General features: G+C 30.7%; 14 protein-coding genes. All 14 read left to right on the forward strand.

Annotated elements, in window-relative coordinates; translation table 11 throughout:
• Positions 1–176 precede the first annotated feature (176 nt).
• On the forward strand, positions 177–1,931 hold the full coding sequence (locus IGI80_RS14315; protein ID WP_438723936.1) for an ABC transporter ATP-binding protein: 1,755 nt from the start codon (positions 177–179) through the stop codon (positions 1,929–1,931).
• A complete protein-coding gene (locus IGI80_RS14320) occupies positions 1,915–3,636 on the forward strand; it encodes an ABC transporter ATP-binding protein (RefSeq protein WP_438723937.1) in 1,722 nt (573 codons plus the stop codon). Before IGI80_RS14315 ends, IGI80_RS14320 begins: the two co-directional genes overlap by 17 nt.
• 243 nt (positions 3,637–3,879) lie before the next feature.
• Positions 3,880–4,743 carry a LysR substrate-binding domain-containing protein gene (locus tag IGI80_RS14325; protein WP_438723938.1) on the forward strand — a complete coding sequence of 288 codons (864 nt, stop codon included), beginning with the start codon at positions 3,880–3,882 and terminating at the stop codon, positions 4,741–4,743.
• A gap of 480 nt (positions 4,744–5,223) precedes the next feature.
• Complete coding sequence (locus IGI80_RS14330; RefSeq protein WP_438723939.1) at positions 5,224–6,549, forward strand: YeeE/YedE family protein; 1,326 nt, start codon at positions 5,224–5,226, stop codon at positions 6,547–6,549.
• A gap of 17 nt (positions 6,550–6,566) precedes the next feature.
• The gene (locus IGI80_RS14335; protein ID WP_438723941.1) at positions 6,567–8,270 is read left to right on the forward strand and encodes an FAD-dependent oxidoreductase; all 1,704 of its coding nucleotides are present in this window, start codon (positions 6,567–6,569) and stop codon (positions 8,268–8,270) included.
• Positions 8,271–8,347: 77 nt separating this feature from the next.
• Positions 8,348–9,121, forward strand: a complete 774-nt coding sequence (locus tag IGI80_RS14340) for an ABC transporter permease (protein WP_438723942.1) — start codon at positions 8,348–8,350, stop codon at positions 9,119–9,121.
• Positions 9,118–10,164, forward strand: a complete 1,047-nt coding sequence (locus IGI80_RS14345) for a taurine ABC transporter substrate-binding protein (RefSeq protein WP_438723944.1) — start codon at positions 9,118–9,120, stop codon at positions 10,162–10,164. The genes IGI80_RS14340 and IGI80_RS14345 overlap by 4 nt, the downstream gene beginning before the upstream one ends.
• 14 nt (positions 10,165–10,178) lie before the next feature.
• A complete protein-coding gene (locus tag IGI80_RS14350) occupies positions 10,179–10,952 on the forward strand; it encodes an ABC transporter ATP-binding protein (RefSeq protein WP_438723946.1) in 774 nt (257 codons plus the stop codon).
• Between the two features lie 549 nt (positions 10,953–11,501).
• A complete protein-coding gene (locus IGI80_RS14355) occupies positions 11,502–12,227 on the forward strand; it encodes a metal ABC transporter ATP-binding protein (protein WP_438723948.1) in 726 nt (241 codons plus the stop codon).
• On the forward strand, positions 12,224–13,066 hold the full coding sequence (locus tag IGI80_RS14360; protein WP_438722268.1) for a metal ABC transporter permease subunit: 843 nt from the start codon (positions 12,224–12,226) through the stop codon (positions 13,064–13,066). Before IGI80_RS14355 ends, IGI80_RS14360 begins: the two co-directional genes overlap by 4 nt.
• Positions 13,063–14,013 carry a metal ABC transporter substrate-binding lipoprotein gene (locus tag IGI80_RS14365; RefSeq protein ID WP_438722266.1) on the forward strand — a complete coding sequence of 317 codons (951 nt, stop codon included), beginning with the start codon at positions 13,063–13,065 and terminating at the stop codon, positions 14,011–14,013. The genes IGI80_RS14360 and IGI80_RS14365 overlap by 4 nt, the downstream gene beginning before the upstream one ends.
• 17 nt (positions 14,014–14,030) lie before the next feature.
• Positions 14,031–14,273, forward strand: coding sequence for a metal-dependent transcriptional regulator (locus tag IGI80_RS14370; protein WP_438723949.1), 243 nt, complete (start codon positions 14,031–14,033; stop codon positions 14,271–14,273).
• A 100-nt stretch (positions 14,274–14,373) separates the two neighbouring features.
• Positions 14,374–14,685 carry a DUF6110 family protein gene (locus tag IGI80_RS14375; protein WP_438723950.1) on the forward strand — a complete coding sequence of 104 codons (312 nt, stop codon included), beginning with the start codon at positions 14,374–14,376 and terminating at the stop codon, positions 14,683–14,685.
• Positions 14,672–15,388, forward strand: a complete 717-nt coding sequence (locus IGI80_RS14380; protein WP_438723951.1) for a hypothetical protein — start codon at positions 14,672–14,674, stop codon at positions 15,386–15,388. Before IGI80_RS14375 ends, IGI80_RS14380 begins: the two co-directional genes overlap by 14 nt.
• Positions 15,389–15,397 lie beyond the last annotated feature (9 nt).

Raw genomic sequence — 15,397 nt, forward strand, 5'->3', positions numbered from 1 at the left:
TTAATGCATTGTCTAATGACGTAATATATGGGGGTACTTTTTTTAATAAAAATGAAAACTTAAAACGGAGTTGACTAGATAAACATCTAGATAAATAATTTAAATTAAATAAATAAATTTAAAGGTACGCACTATTTTAAAGAATCCTTTAAAAATAATGAACTAAGGAGGAAAAAATGAAAATTTATAAAAAACTATTTAGCTATGTTCCTGATAAAATGATCTATGGATGGACGGCTATTTTATTTTCGATAATATCTGTATTTATGACTGTTTATGGTTATTTTTACATTTATCGGTTCCTACAAGAATTAATAGTTTTTAGGAATGGAAATATAGCACAAAATTATGCAATCAAAACTTCGATTCTATTAACATTGGGCGCACTATTATACATGTTATCAGGACTGTTTTCACATATTCTTGGTTTTCGTTTGGAAACTAACTTGAGGAAAAGAGGAATTGAAGGTCTAACCAAGGCTAGTTTTAGATTTTTTGATTTAAATTCTTCAGGATATATTCGAAAGACAATCGATGACAATGCAACAAAAACTCATATGTCAGTTGCGCACTTAATTCCAGATAATGCTCAAGCTGTTGCAGCGCCACTTTTATCGATTATCTTAGGGTTTATTATTGATTTTAAAGTGGGGATAATTCTATTAGTAATGTTAATTCTTGGTTTCTATTTACTAAAAAAAATGATGGGCAATAATGAATTCATTAAAATATATCAAGACTCATTAGCTAGTTTGAGTTCTGAAACAGTAGAATATGTTCGCGGGATTCAAGTAATAAAAATTTTTGGAGCAAAAGTTATTTCATTTAAAGGTTTACATCAAGCTATTAATAATTATGCTAAATATGCTTATGAGTATTCTTTAAGTGGTAGGAAGCCTTATGTATTATTTCAATGGGCATTTTTTGGAGTAATTTCTATGGTAATTATACCTCTAGTTTTTTTTATGAATAGTTTTGATAGTACTAGTGTTATTGTTGTGGAAATAATTATGTTACTTTTTTTGAGTGGCGTTATTTTTGTTTCATTTATGCGAGTGATGTTTGTTGCTATGTATATGTTTGAAGCTGGTTATGCAGTTGATACATTAGAGACCCTGTATCAGGATATGAAGAAAGATCAATTAGTGTATGGCTATGAGACTACCTTAGAAAATTATCAAATTGAATTTGAGAAAATTAGTTTTGGTTATCGAGAAAAAAAAATCTTAGAAAACTTCAGCTTAACTTTGGAGGAAGGGAAATCTTATGCTCTAGTGGGAGGATCTGGCAGTGGCAAAAGTACAATAGCTAAATTAATTTCAGGATTCTATAATGTTGACCAAGGGCAAATTAAGATTGGTGGGCATCCATTGACATACTATACTAAGGAAACGATTATCAATACCATAGGATTTGTTTTTCAAGATGCTAAGCTTTTCAATCAAACTATTTATGATAATGTTTCAGTGGCAAATCCTAATGCATCATATGATGACGTTATACGCGCTTTAAAATTAGCAGGATGCGAATCAATTCTAGCGAAATTTCCTGATAGAGAACAAACGAAAATAGGCGCTAAAGGGGTATATTTGTCGGGTGGGGAAAAGCAACGTTTAGCAATTGCTCGTGCAATACTTAAAGATGCAAAAATTGTGATTATGGATGAAGCAAGTGCATCAATCGATCCAGATAATGAATATGAATTACAAAAAGCATTTCAAAATCTAATGCAAACTAAAACAGTAATTATGATTGCGCATCGCTTATCTAGTATTAAGTCTGTAGATGAGATTATTGTATTATCTCAAGGTAAAATTATTGAAAAAGGTAGTCATGAGGAGTTACTGAGAAAGGATCAGCTTTATAAAAAAATTGTTAATCAATACAATGAGGCAAATAACTGGAGGGTTGGAGATGAAGGAGTTTTATAAAGAAAAATTTGTATTAACAAATCAAGGGGCAAGGGATCTAGTTAAAGCAACCTATTCAAGTTTTTTCGTTTATTGTATAAATATGGTCCCCATATTTATACTGATGCTTTTAATAGATGAACTATTTTTGAATCATACAAGGGATAAGTGGATTTATTTAGTATTGTCGTTTATCTCACTAGTAGTGCTATACTTTTTATTGAGTAAAGAGTATGACAATTTATATAGTAGTACTTATAAAGAAAGTGCCAATCTAAGAACGCAAATAGCTGAAGATTTATCTAATTTACCTTTGTCTTATTTTTCAAAGCATAACTTATCGGATTTGTCTCAGACTATTATGGCTGATGTAGAGGGAATTGAACATGCTATGAGTCATGCTATTCCAAAAGCCGGAGGAATGGCATTATTCTTTCCAATTATTTCTGTAATGCTATTGCTTGGCAATTTTAAAATGGGATTAGCTGTTATTATACCTACATTAATTAGTTTTATTTTGATACCTTTATCAAAAAAATCCCAAGTAAAAGCTAATAGTAAGTACTATAAAGTGTTAAGAGAGAATTCAGAGGCCTTTCAAGAAACGATTGAATTGCAGCAAGAAATCAAAAGTTTTAACCTACACCAAAAAGTTCAAAGTAAATTATTCAAGCAAATGGAAGAAAGCGAGAAAATCCATTTAAAAGTAGAGTTGCATACGTTCTATATTTTATCCTTATCCTCTCTGTTTTCATTCATAAGTATCCCCATAGTTATTATAGTGGGTATTAAATTACTGTTGATAGGTGAGATTGATCTTTTGTTTGTAATCGGTTATCTATTAGCTGCTATAAAAATTAAAGATTCACTTGATGCTACAAAAGAAGGAATATTAGAGATTTTCTATTTATCTCCTAAAATTAAAAGGATTAGGGAAATGAAAACAACTCAAGTTCAAAAGGGAAAATTAACTGGATTTGAAAATTTTCATATTGAACTACGAAATGTATCTTTTTCCTATGGTAATGAATCAAAAGTTCTAGAATCTGTTTCTTTTATAGCCAATCAAGGAGAAGTAACTGCTTTGGTAGGAGCTAGCGGGTGTGGAAAGACAAGCATTTTAAGATTGATTTCAAGATTGTATGATTATGATGAAGGTATTATTTTGATTGATGGTCATGATATAAAAAATGTTGCAACTGAATCGCTATTTAGTAACATTTCTATCGTATTTCAAGATGTTACCTTATTCAATACAAGTATTATGGAAAATATTCGGATTGGAAGTAATAATGCTACAGATGAAGAAGTGAAAGAAGCAGCTATTTTGGCGAATTGTTCTGATTTTATTGAAAAACTACCCGATGGATATCAAACACTAATAGGTGAAAATGGCAGTGAACTATCAGGAGGAGAAAGACAAAGACTTTCAATTGCTAGAGCATTTCTAAAGGGTGCACCAATTTTAATTTTGGATGAAATAACAGCAAGTTTGGATGTAGAAAATGAAAAGAAAATTCAAGAAAGTTTGAATCGTTTAATTAAAGATAAAACAGTTTTAATTATATCCCACAGATTGAAATCTATTGAAAATGCAGATAAAATCGTAGTAATGGATCATGGAGAAGTTGTAAATCAAGGAACTCATGAAGAGTTGAGTAGAACATCAGAGGTATATCGAAATCTTATAAATAAAACAAAGCTATCAGAAGATTTCGTTTATTAAAACATAGGTTGATTTTATGGGTCCCCGAAAAGGTAGCTTTTCTACACAAAAAATAAATTACCATAACTATTATCCTAATAATTTGGGTTCAGATTCTTCTTACTAATGATGATCATGATATCAATACATGTATAAATACTGTACCGAAGGTCTACGATAAAGAAAATAGTTTCTGCAAAATCAAAATTAGACAGGATAACTAAGCGTTGAACGATTTAAAAAATAAAGTCTGCGGATGGGTAGATGAATTTAATGATTGATTATCGATATAGAACGTTTCTAGATCTAGTTGAAACCAAAAACTATACAAGAACAGCGGAAAATTTGAACTTCTCTCAACCTGCGATAACTAAACACATTCAATATATTGAGAGTATACTTAACATAAAATTATTTACTTATGAAGGGCGCCAGCTTAATCCTACTTTTAAGGGAAATCTATTATACGAAAAACTAAAAATTTTAGTTAGTGAGTCAGAAGAAATAATTAGTAAACTGCAAGATAATTCTAACTTAAGAATTGGTGTAAGCAAAACCATAGGAGAGTACTTCATTATAAATAAAATTAAAAAATTTAATGAAACTTTCCCTCATTCTGAAATATTTTTAATGGTTGATAATACAGTTAACCTTTTAGATTTACTAAGAAAAAGAAAAATTGATCTGGCTTTAATATCTGGTCCAGTTCCATTTAATGCGTATCAAGTATTTCCATTTATTGAAGATGAAATAATACTAGTTTGTTCGTCAAATCATCCTTTAGCTAATAAGAGGGTATCTACTTCAGATGTTCTATCTAATATACTATTTGTAAGAGAAAAAGGATCTGGGATACTTAAATCAGTTGAAAATAGTCTGAAAAGATTAAACATAGTGTTGAGTAATTTTGAACAAGTAAAAACATTTGGTTCTATTTCGCTAATTAAATCTCTGGTATGTCAAAATGAAGGTATTAGTTTTATGTATGGAATGTCTGTTGCTGATGAACTTAAAAACAAAAAACTAAGTAAAATTCAACTTAATAATTTAAGTATTAAACAGTCCTTTTATGCTGTTAAAAATCAAAATGATGAATTAAATGATACTATAGATTTTTTCTCAGCTTGATCTAAGTAAATGTATATAAGAATTTAATTTTAAGCATGTAGTAAGGGCAAAATAAAAAGGCATTATGCCTTTTTATTTTGCCCTCATTACATATAAGACCTAATTTTAAAATTGGATCGAATAAAATTGAGTTCTAACAACTATTGCTATCACTTTGTGTAGAATAATACAAATCTTAATATGCTGAAATACTGTATTGGTTGTAAAATAGACAATTTATCTATTATTGAATATTGCTCAAAATAACTTTTTCATTAGGGTGACATAATCTATAAATATATATAACTTCAAACAAATCCCATTGATTTAAAGGCATAATTTGTATCTATTCAAGGATAGATTTAAATAACAGACCTATATATTCTGTATAAGAATAACTGCATAACGAATAGTTATTTCCGTTTCATCATGCTTAGGATTATTATGTGTTTACAAAGTGAAAAAATTCACTTTTGTTTTTTCAGAGAAAGGAGAAGTATTATGGAATTGAAATCTAAAGAACTAATTGAGGTAGATAAAAAAAATTTTAATAAATTCCAACCAGTTATAGCATTGCTGATTCTTATTATTCTTTTTGTTTGGGGAAATTACCTACATACACAAAAAGAAGTTTTTAGTATGCATTTATTTAGTGGAGTATTACTAGGAGCAGTTCTTACTAGATCTAGATTTGGATTTGCAGGTGGAATCAAAAGAATTTTTATCAGAGGGGAGGGAAGTTTAACCAAAGCTCTCCTAATAATGCTTGCTGTAACTATGCTACTTTTTTTCGGTGTTCAATGGTTTGCTGCTCAAAATGGAGCAGTACCTGCATTTCGTGCTGTTGAAGGTGATTTAATTATTCCAGGCACTCAGAATGTATATTTTACCAACATAGCCACTATAATTGGAGGTATTCTTTTTGGTATGGGAATGATCCTTGCTGGTGGCTGTGCTTCAGGAACCTTGACAGATTTGGGAGAAGGGGAAGGGCGAGCTATAGTTGTTTTTATCTTCTTTATTTTGGGGTCCGCTCCTGGTGAATGGGTGCGCTACATATTTGATCAGAGTAATCTGGGGAAAATAGGTACTCAAATATATTTGCCGGATTATATTGGTTATTTTGGTGCATTATTACTGTCTATGTCGCTCTTACTAATTTTATATTTTATTACTGTTAAATATGAAAATACTAGAAAGTTAAAAGGGACTTATAAATACCCCTTAGACGACTGGTCTGAGTTTGAGAAGCCATTAATAGATAATCCAAATTCTGAGTCCTCTGTTTTAAGCTTCAAGTTATACCATAAACTTTTCATTGAACGTTTGACATTTGCAAAGGGTGCTCTGTTGTTTTCTATTGTATGTACTCTAATACTGTTAACTACAGGAAAAGCGTGGGGAGTTACAAGTTCTTTTTCTGTCTTAGACGTAGCGTTTTTGAAAAATTTTGGATTCTCATTTTCGTCTCCAGCATTTGCCGAAATAAATGAAAAAGTGAATTCGGGACTGTTACATGATGGAGGGACTATCCGAAATTCAGGAATTGTTTTAGGCTCGTTATTGACCTTTTTAGTTGCTGGAAGATTCAAATTCAAATTCAATTTTAAATGGAAATCGAAAGATTTAGTTTACTTTATTATCGGTGGTTTATTAATGGGATTCGGTGCAAGATTAGCAAAAGGATGCAATGCTGGAGCTATGTATTCTGCTATTTCAACTTTTTCAATTTCTGGGTGGGTATTTGCCTTGTCTATGATAATGGGTGGTCTGTTTGCATTAAATATTTTTGTCGGCAAAATATCGCAAGTACCAAAAACAAAATAATTTTAGGAGGTAGTATTATGAGTAAAAGAGTATTAATAATCGGTGGGGTAGCAGGTGGAGCATCAACTGCTGCTAGAATTAGAAGAATTGACGAATTTGCAGAAATAATTATGTTTGAAAAGGGCCCCTTTGTTTCTTTCTCAAACTGTTCTCTCCCGTTTCATTTAAGTGAAATAGTAAAAGAGTCTAAGGATTTAGTACTAATGAAACCGGAAGATTTTGCTAAACAGTATAATATCGAAGCTAGAGTAAATAGTGAGGTTATTTCAATTCAGGCAGAAGATAAGACTATTACTGTGAAAAACATATTGAATGGTGAAATGAGTCAAGAATCGTATGACGAGCTAGTGTTATCCCCAGGTGCTAATCCTATATTACCAAAAAGCATAAAAGGGATTGAATCTGATAATGTTTTTACTGTTAGAAATGTTCCTGATATTGAAAAGATTAAAAAGTTTGTAGACGAAAATAACATATCAGATATTGCAGTTATTGGTGCGGGCTTTATTGGAATTGAAGTAGCTGAAAATTTGAGACTGCTTGGAAAAAATGTAGTAATTATTGAAGCGGCAAAGCAAGTAATGGCGCCTTTCGATTATGATATGGCACAGATTCTGCATAAAGAGATTATTGATCAAGGAATCAAACTTATACTTAATGACGGTGTAAAGGAAATTAAAGAAGATACAGTAACTTTATCTTCTGGTAAAGAAGTTGATGTAAAGGTAGTTATTATGGCAATAGGTGTTTCTCCAGAAATTAAGTTAGCTGAGGAAGCAGGTATAGAAATTGGTGTAACTGGTGGAATTAAAGTGAATCAACATTATCTTACTTCTAAAAAAAATATTTATGCCGTTGGAGATGCAATAGAAGTGACACATTTTATTACCAGAAAACCAACTAGACTAACTCTAGCTGGTCCTGCCCAAAGACAAGCTAGGGCCGCAGCTGGAAATATATATGGCAAAACATATCGTAATACTGGAGTAATTGGTTCTTCAGTTATTCGTTGTTTTGATTTAAATGCTGCATCTACAGGATTAAATGAGAAGGATTGCCAAAAAGAAGGGATTGCCTATCAAATTGCTTATGTTATTCCCAAAGACAAGGTTGGTTTGATGCCAAACGCTAATCCTTTATTTTTTAAATTAATATTTTCTGATCCATCCGGACAAATATTAGGTGCCCAAGCTATAGGTAAGGGAAACGTAGATAAAAGAATTGATGTAATAGCTGCTATGATAATGAAACATGGCAACGTTGAAGATTTAGCTGAATTGGAATTATCCTATTCACCAATGTTCGGTACTGCTAAAGATGTAGTTAATATGGCTGCATTGGTTGCGTTAAATGTTCTGAATGGTGTATTCAGGCAAGTTCCTGTAACAGAAACTAGATCTTTAGTTGAAAGTGACAGCTTTATTATCGATGCTCGAGAGCCTGAGGAATTTGCTGAAGGCCATGTGAAAAATGCAATCAACATTCCGCTAAGTGAATTTAGAAATAGATTGGATGAAATCCCAACAGATCAACCAGTTTATATATATTGTTTATCTAGTCAACGTAGTTATAACATGGTTAATGCTTTACAATTGCGTGGTTTCAGCAATATCTATAATTTAATGGGCTCTTTTTTAGGTATTTGTATGTATGAATATTTTAATGATAAAACTACAATGAGAGAACCCATAGTCACAGACTATAGATTTGATTTAATCTAAAATTTTGGTAAGGGCATTGATAAATTTATTGACATCAATGCCTTTTGAATACCTAATTATAAGTTTGGGGGAATTGAATGAAAAACAAACTAAGGTTAAGATACACTAGTTTATTGACATGGTTTGTCATTTTATTGATGTGGTTCGTACTAACCGAAACAAAAGTTATAAATTCAACTTTAGTACCGACACCCATAGATGTGTGCAAAACTTTTTTTAGCTTGTTAGAAAATGGTTATAATGGTATATCCTTTTGGCAGCATGCTAGCATTAGTTTGTATCGGTTGATAGTATCTTCTTTTTGTGCATTAACAGTAGCAATCCCTCTTGGTTTAATGAGTGGATATTCAAGGAAAATAAGAAGTGTTGTCGATTCAGTAATTCAATTTTATCGACCATTACCACCTTTAGCATACTATACCTTGATTATTCTATGGTTAGGTATTGATGAATCCTCGAAAATCATGTTGCTATTTTTAGCTGCTTTTGCACCAATCTATCTTTCATGTGTGGCAGGTGTTGAAAAAATTAATCAGGATTTTTTATTAATCGCAAAGTCATTAGGAGCGAATAAAAAAGATATTTTTTTAACGATTGTTCTTCCTGCGTGTTTACCTGAAATATTTACTGGAATAAGAACTGCAGTTGGAATAGCATACACGACATTAGTTTCCGCAGAGATGATAGCAGCTACTTCTGGAATAGGATGGATGGTCATTGATGCATCTAAATATTTGAAGAGTGATGTTATGTTTGTTGGAATTATTATTATGGGATGTACAGGATTGATTTTAGATCTATCTTTAAAAAAATTAGAAGATAAAATTGTCTTTTGGAAAGGTAAAGAATGATGGGAATAAAAAGAAGAAAGATCATTTTTATAATGTTCATATGTATTTTATCAGTGGTAATTTGTGGATGTAATAGCAAAAGAAATAGTAATGATAGTTTTCCAAAAGAAATAAAAATTGGGATAATTAGAGTTCCTAATGATACTCAAGTAGCAATAAAAAAGGATATTTTTAAAAAACATTTTACAGATAAGGGAATTGAAGTGAAATTTATATTTTTTGATTCGGGTGTCGCTGCTAATCAAGCATTTGCCGCAGGAAGTATTGACTTTGCTGAAATGGGTTATACTAACGCGGTTGTTGCCTGTGCAAATAATTTGCCGGTAGAATTAATTTGGATACATGAGGTACTTGGAGAAAATGAAGCATTAGTTGTGAAAAATAACGCTAATATAAAAGAAATAAAAGAATTAGCTGGGAAAAAAATTGCAACCCCTTTTAGTTCAACTTCACATTTTAGTTTATTAAAAGCACTGTCTGAAGCTGGAATTGAAAAAAAAGTAACCCTATTAGATATGGAAACTGCTGAAATTGCTGCTGCGTGGAACAGAGGAGACTTAGATGCTGCTTATACTTGGGAGCCCACTCTTTCTGAGATAAAAAAAACGGGTACTACTATAATTGATAGCAAACAGCTTGCTGAGAGAGGGTATATGACGACTAATATCGAACTAGTAAACACTGAATTTTCAAAAAAGTATACTGAATTAGTTAAAGAATTTATTTTAGTATTAAATGAAGCTGGTGAATTGTATGCGACTAATCCTTCGTCTGCCGCACAGTACGCTGCAGATGGTCTGAGTATTTCAAAAGAAGAAGCATTGAGACAAATGGAGTCTACGCATTGGTTAACTCCAAAAGAACAAACTAGCAAAAAGTATTTTGGGACTGATAAAAATCCAGGAGATTATTACAAAATATTTAAAGAAACAGCTTCGTTTTTAAAGGATCAAGGTGCGATTAAGTCTATACCTACAGATGAAAAAATTGAATCATTTATCAATTCTAGATATATTAATGAAGCAATTTCAAAACAAGAATAAAGAGGTATAATAAAATGTATAATAAAAATAGTTTAATATGTTTAACTGGTATACAAAAAGACTTTAAGAATCAAGGTAGATTAATAAAAGTCTTACATGACATAAACTTGACTATTTGTAAAAACGAATTTATATGTGTGATAGGTCCTTCTGGATGTGGAAAAAGTACATTATTAAAATTGATTGCAGGATATATTATGCCAAGCTTAGGTGAATGTAGAATGCATAGTAAATTAATTACTGAACCTGATATAAGTAGAGGAGTAGTGTTTCAATCCTCTACGTTATTTCCTTGGTTAACAGTCAGAGGTAATATAGAATATGGCTTAAAAATGAAAAGGTTAGATAAGAATATCATATCTAAAAAAAGTAAAACTATAATGAATAAAATCGGACTTTCCAAATTTTCAAATGCGTACCCATTTGAGTTATCTGGTGGAATGAGACAACGTGTTTCATTAGCTAGAACATTAATTAATGATCCGGAATTGGTATTAATGGATGAACCATTTAGTTCCTTAGACGCTACAACACGTGATAAAATGCAAAAGCTTGTAAGATCTTTATGGTATGAATTAAATCAAACGATATTTTTAATTACTCATGATATTGATGAAGCACTAAAGTTAGGAACTAGAATCATAGTTATGTCAGAAGAATACGGAAGAGTTATAATGGACAAGAAAATTAATTATAGTACCAAAATACTGAATAACCAGTTCTATAAAGTAGAGACAGACTATAAATTTTACACTGAAAAACAAAAAATATTTGAGTTAATTTCATAGTGTTAAGAAACGTTAGGTTTAGCTAAGTTGTGAGTAATTCACCAAGGAATTGAGAAAAGCTAATTAAGAAACCTATCTAAATAATTTGAATTAATAAAATAGCATCATGTTAGTAGCTAATCTGAATTGATGACTAAATAGTAAAAGAGAAGTGTGTTTCCCGATAGTGGAAGCACTTTTTTTAATAATTAAATTACATTAAGTGACTAATTTTATTTATAGGCATAAATTTTGTCCATAGGAATAGAATAAACATTGCTGTAGAGAAATTTTATGCTATATTTTAGGTATCCCTTAATAATTAATTAGGTCTGTTTAGTGAAGTTTTTTTGATAAATTACTGCTTAATAGATATTTCATATGTATTTTAATTTTCAAATCAACATATAAAAGGGGGAGGGTCAGTATGGATATTCTAGTATTTTTGTTGATTTCTATATTATTTATTGTGTTTGTTAGCACCGTATTCTATCTATTTGCCTATCTATTATTCAGGGATTTTATGACAAAATCTAGAAAAAAATAACTTACTATGAAAGGAGTTTATTAATGATTGAGGTTAAAGAGCTTAGTGTTTTTTATAATGAGTCTACACCTGCTTTAGAAAATATTAGTTTTACTTTAGAAAAGCCTGCAATCGTGGGAATAATTGGTCCCAATGGTGCGGGCAAATCAACCCTTATTAAGGCTATGTTACACATCATTAATCACAAAGGGAAAACCTTAATTGATAAACATTCAGCGAAACGCTATCTAAAAAAAATTGCTTATGTGGAACAAAAAAGCGATGTAGATTATACATTTCCTATTAAAGTAAAAGAGTGCGTCTCTTTGGGAACTTATTCAAGTGTTGGCGTAATGAGAAAATTAAAATCAAAAGATTGGGAAAGAGTATTCAACGCTTTGGATAAGGTAGGCTTAAGTTCTTTCGCAGAAAGACAAATTAGTGAATTATCAGGTGGTCAATTCCAAAGAGTATTGTTAGCCCGATGTCTAGTACAAGAAGCAGATTATATATTCTTAGATGAGCCATTTGTTGGTATCGATTCTATTAGTGAAAGAATCATTATGGAAATTTTGGATTCACTAAAAGAGGAAGGAAAAATCATTTTGATTGTTCACCATGACTTGAGTAAAGTGAAAAGCTATTTTGATGAAGTTATTATTATCAATAAAAATCTGATTAACTATGGCGAAACAGATGAAACGTTTACTGGGAAAAATTTAATAAAGGCTTACGGTGAAGGTATTTTTGTAGGAGGGATTACAGAGTGATTCAGAATTTTATCAATGGACTATATGATTTTCATTTCCTACAAAATGCATTAATTACGGCGATTATTATTGGGGTAGTTTCTGGCGTAGTGGGATGTTTTATTATTCTAAGAGGAATGTCTTTAATGGGTGATGCAATATCACATGCTGTTTTACCTGGCGTTGCATTATCATTTATCTTAGGAATAAATTTTTTTATTGGAGCAATTGTATTTGGTTTGTTATCTTCAGTATTGATTACTTTTATTAAAGGAAATAGCATAATAAAAAGTGATACTGCTATAGGGATAACTTTTAGTTCTTTTTTAGCTCTAGGAGTAATTCTTATTGGCGTTGCAAATAGTTCTACTGATTTATTTCATATTTTATTCGGAAATATTTTGGCGGTTCAAGATACGGATGTTTGGATAACAATTGGTGTTTCTGCAGTTGTTTTACTATTAGTATTTCTATTTTTTAAAGAGCTGCTTATTACGTCCTTTGATCCAGTAATGGCTAAAGCAATAGGAATGAAAGTTAATTTTTACCATTATTTATTGATGATCCTGCTTACTTTGGTTGCAGTTACAGCAATGCAAAGTGTGGGAACCATATTGATTGTTTCAATGTTGATTACACCTGCAGCAACTGCTTACCTTTACACAAATAGCTTGAAAACGATGGTATTGCTCTCTTCGATAATAGGAGCTATTGTTTCAGTCTTAGGATTATTCATTGGATATAGTTTTAATATCGCTGCGGGTTCCAGTATTGTTTTGACTTCGGCAATATTATTTTTAATTAGTTTTTTTGTTTCACCTAAACAACATGTATTAAGAAAGAGGGTATTTCAAAAATGAAAAAAATGATTTTGAGTCTGTTTACAGTAATTGCAACAGTATTAATTCTAGGAGCTTGTTCTAGTAACGGCGCAAAGAATGAAAAAAATAGTGATAGTGCTAAAAATAAAGAACTAAGTGTTGTAGTCACCAATTCAATTATTGCTGATATTACTAAAAATATAGCAGAAGATAAGATTAAGCTTCATAGTATTGTACCAGTAGGGAAAGATCCGCATGAATATGAGCCTCTACCAGAAGATGTACAAAAAACTTCGAAGGCCGATTTAATTTTTTATAATGGAATTAATTTAGAAACAGGAGGAAACGCTTGGTTTACTAAACTAGTTAAAAATGCTGAAAAAAAAGAGAATGAAGATTATTTTGCAGTTAGCGATGGAATTGATGTCATATATTTAGAGGGTGAAAGCGAAGAAGGAAAAGAAGATCCACATGCTTGGTTAAATTTAGAAAATGGGATTATTTTTGCTAAGAATATCGAAAAACAATTAGCAGCTAAGGACCCTGATAATAAGGATTTCTATAAAGAAAATCTTGATAAGTATGTAAAAAAACTATCCGCTTTAGATACAGAAGCAAAATCTAAATTTGCATCTATCCCAAATGATAAAAAAATGATTGTAACAAGTGAAGGTTGTTTCAAATATTTTTCAAAGGCTTATAATGTTCCATCTGCGTATATATGGGAAATTAATACCGAAGAAGAAGGAACTCCTGACCAAATTAAAAATTTAGTGGAAAAATTAAGAAAGACTAAAGTACCATCATTATTTGTTGAAAGTAGTGTAGATCCTAGACCAATGAAAACTGTATCGAAAGATACTGATATTCCTATCTACACAACTATTTTTACTGATTCTATTGCGGAAAAAGGAAATGAAGGAGATAGTTACTATTCAATGATGAAATGGAATCTAGATAAAATTGCTGAAGGTCTATCTAAATAGTATAAGGAGGGATGGGAATGGTTAAAAATGATTCAACTATTTTCTATCTACTAGCGATTGAGAAGCTAAGTAAAGGTAAAAAAATTCGAAATAAAGATTTAGTTGATTTTTTAAATATTGCTCCTTCCTCTGTTACCGAAAGATTATATAATTTAGAAAATGATCAAGTTATTTATAGAGATAAAAAATACATTTTTATTTCCGATAAAGGGAAGAGGATGATAGAAGATTTTCAAAATAAATATATAAAAGTAGAGTAAATAGTTGAGCTAGTTAGTGTTAAATTGAGGAAATATGATTCTAAATGTTTCCTCAATTTAAAGTATTAACTTTAGTAGTAAATGAAATGGAGGAATTTATATGTTTAAAGAATTGAAAAAAATAACTAAAGTAGGAAAGAAAAGTAGTCTATTTTTCGGAGGTGTCCTATTTGGAAGTGCTGGTTTAAAACTATTATCTAGTAAAGAAGCTAAAAAAAGTTATGCTCATGTTTTGGCAAAAGGATTTAAACTAAAAGACGGGTTGGATTCATCGCTTTCTATGATTAAACAACATACAGATGACGTTTACGCTAATGCTAAAGACATATATGAGGAAGAAAAAAAAGATGAAAATTTAAAAGATCTTGCCGATGCATCCGATGATATAGATACTAATCATGCTGAATTATGAATTAGTTTTTTTAACCAAAAGAAGAACAAGGATTAGGTTACCGTTTAAACTTACCCCAGATATCAAAGAATATTTTAGACACTTAACCGCAACTAATCTGTCTATACAAAAAATCCATTTTTATAATGATAATCAACATATTTCTATCTCTCATCAAGTAGATACTATGAATGATATATGTGATTTCTTATCAAGTATCGACATTAGATGTTTAAAAGAGTTATACAAACATCCAATATTATCTAATGAAGAGACACCTTACGATATAATATCGCAAGCACTTTATAAAAAAATTTCAATAAAATTGTTAATACCGCAGCCATTTCAAAATTTTGCTATATTGTGTCGTTCTATACCTTTTTTAACCGCTGCATGTAGATCTATTAAGCATTTTAGTCTGGACATGAGTATGCTAGATGGTTTAGCCATTTTAGTTACTCTTATCACTGATGATTTTAAAACAGCAAGTACCATTACTTTTTTATTAAAATTAGGAACAGATTTAGAAGGATGGTCTAAGAAAAAGTCAATAAAAGATTTAGAAGAAAGTCTAAAAAAATCGGATGAAAAAGTTTGGGTATTAATCGATAACCAATTACGAGAAATAGACATGTCAGAGGTTAAAGAGGGAGATTTAGTAGTTTTCTACGAAGGAAATGAAATTTTATTTGATGGAAAATCATTAAAGGGAATGGATTTATAGATGAAAGAT

The organism is Enterococcus sp. DIV1420a, from assembly GCF_051712165.1.
Taxonomy (GTDB): Bacteria; Bacillota; Bacilli; order Lactobacillales; family Enterococcaceae; genus Enterococcus; species Enterococcus faecalis.

Coding starts and splice junctions, on each gene's coding strand:
- IGI80_RS14380 (WP_438723951.1), top strand. CDS start 14,672: ATGCTGAATTATGAATTAGTTTTTTTAACCAAAAGAAGAACAAGGATT.
- IGI80_RS14365 (WP_438722266.1), top strand. CDS start 13,063: ATGAAAAAAATGATTTTGAGTCTGTTTACAGTAATTGCAACAGTATTA.
- IGI80_RS14335 (WP_438723941.1), top strand. CDS start 6,567: ATGAGTAAAAGAGTATTAATAATCGGTGGGGTAGCAGGTGGAGCATCA.
- IGI80_RS14370 (WP_438723949.1), top strand. CDS start 14,031: ATGGTTAAAAATGATTCAACTATTTTCTATCTACTAGCGATTGAGAAG.
- IGI80_RS14315 (WP_438723936.1), top strand. CDS start 177: ATGAAAATTTATAAAAAACTATTTAGCTATGTTCCTGATAAAATGATC.
- IGI80_RS14355 (WP_438723948.1), top strand. CDS start 11,502: ATGATTGAGGTTAAAGAGCTTAGTGTTTTTTATAATGAGTCTACACCT.
- IGI80_RS14320 (WP_438723937.1), top strand. CDS start 1,915: ATGAAGGAGTTTTATAAAGAAAAATTTGTATTAACAAATCAAGGGGCA.
- IGI80_RS14340 (WP_438723942.1), top strand. CDS start 8,348: ATGAAAAACAAACTAAGGTTAAGATACACTAGTTTATTGACATGGTTT.
- IGI80_RS14350 (WP_438723946.1), top strand. CDS start 10,179: ATGTATAATAAAAATAGTTTAATATGTTTAACTGGTATACAAAAAGAC.
- IGI80_RS14325 (WP_438723938.1), top strand. CDS start 3,880: ATGAATTTAATGATTGATTATCGATATAGAACGTTTCTAGATCTAGTT.
- IGI80_RS14375 (WP_438723950.1), top strand. CDS start 14,374: ATGTTTAAAGAATTGAAAAAAATAACTAAAGTAGGAAAGAAAAGTAGT.
- IGI80_RS14330 (WP_438723939.1), top strand. CDS start 5,224: ATGGAATTGAAATCTAAAGAACTAATTGAGGTAGATAAAAAAAATTTT.
- IGI80_RS14345 (WP_438723944.1), top strand. CDS start 9,118: ATGATGGGAATAAAAAGAAGAAAGATCATTTTTATAATGTTCATATGT.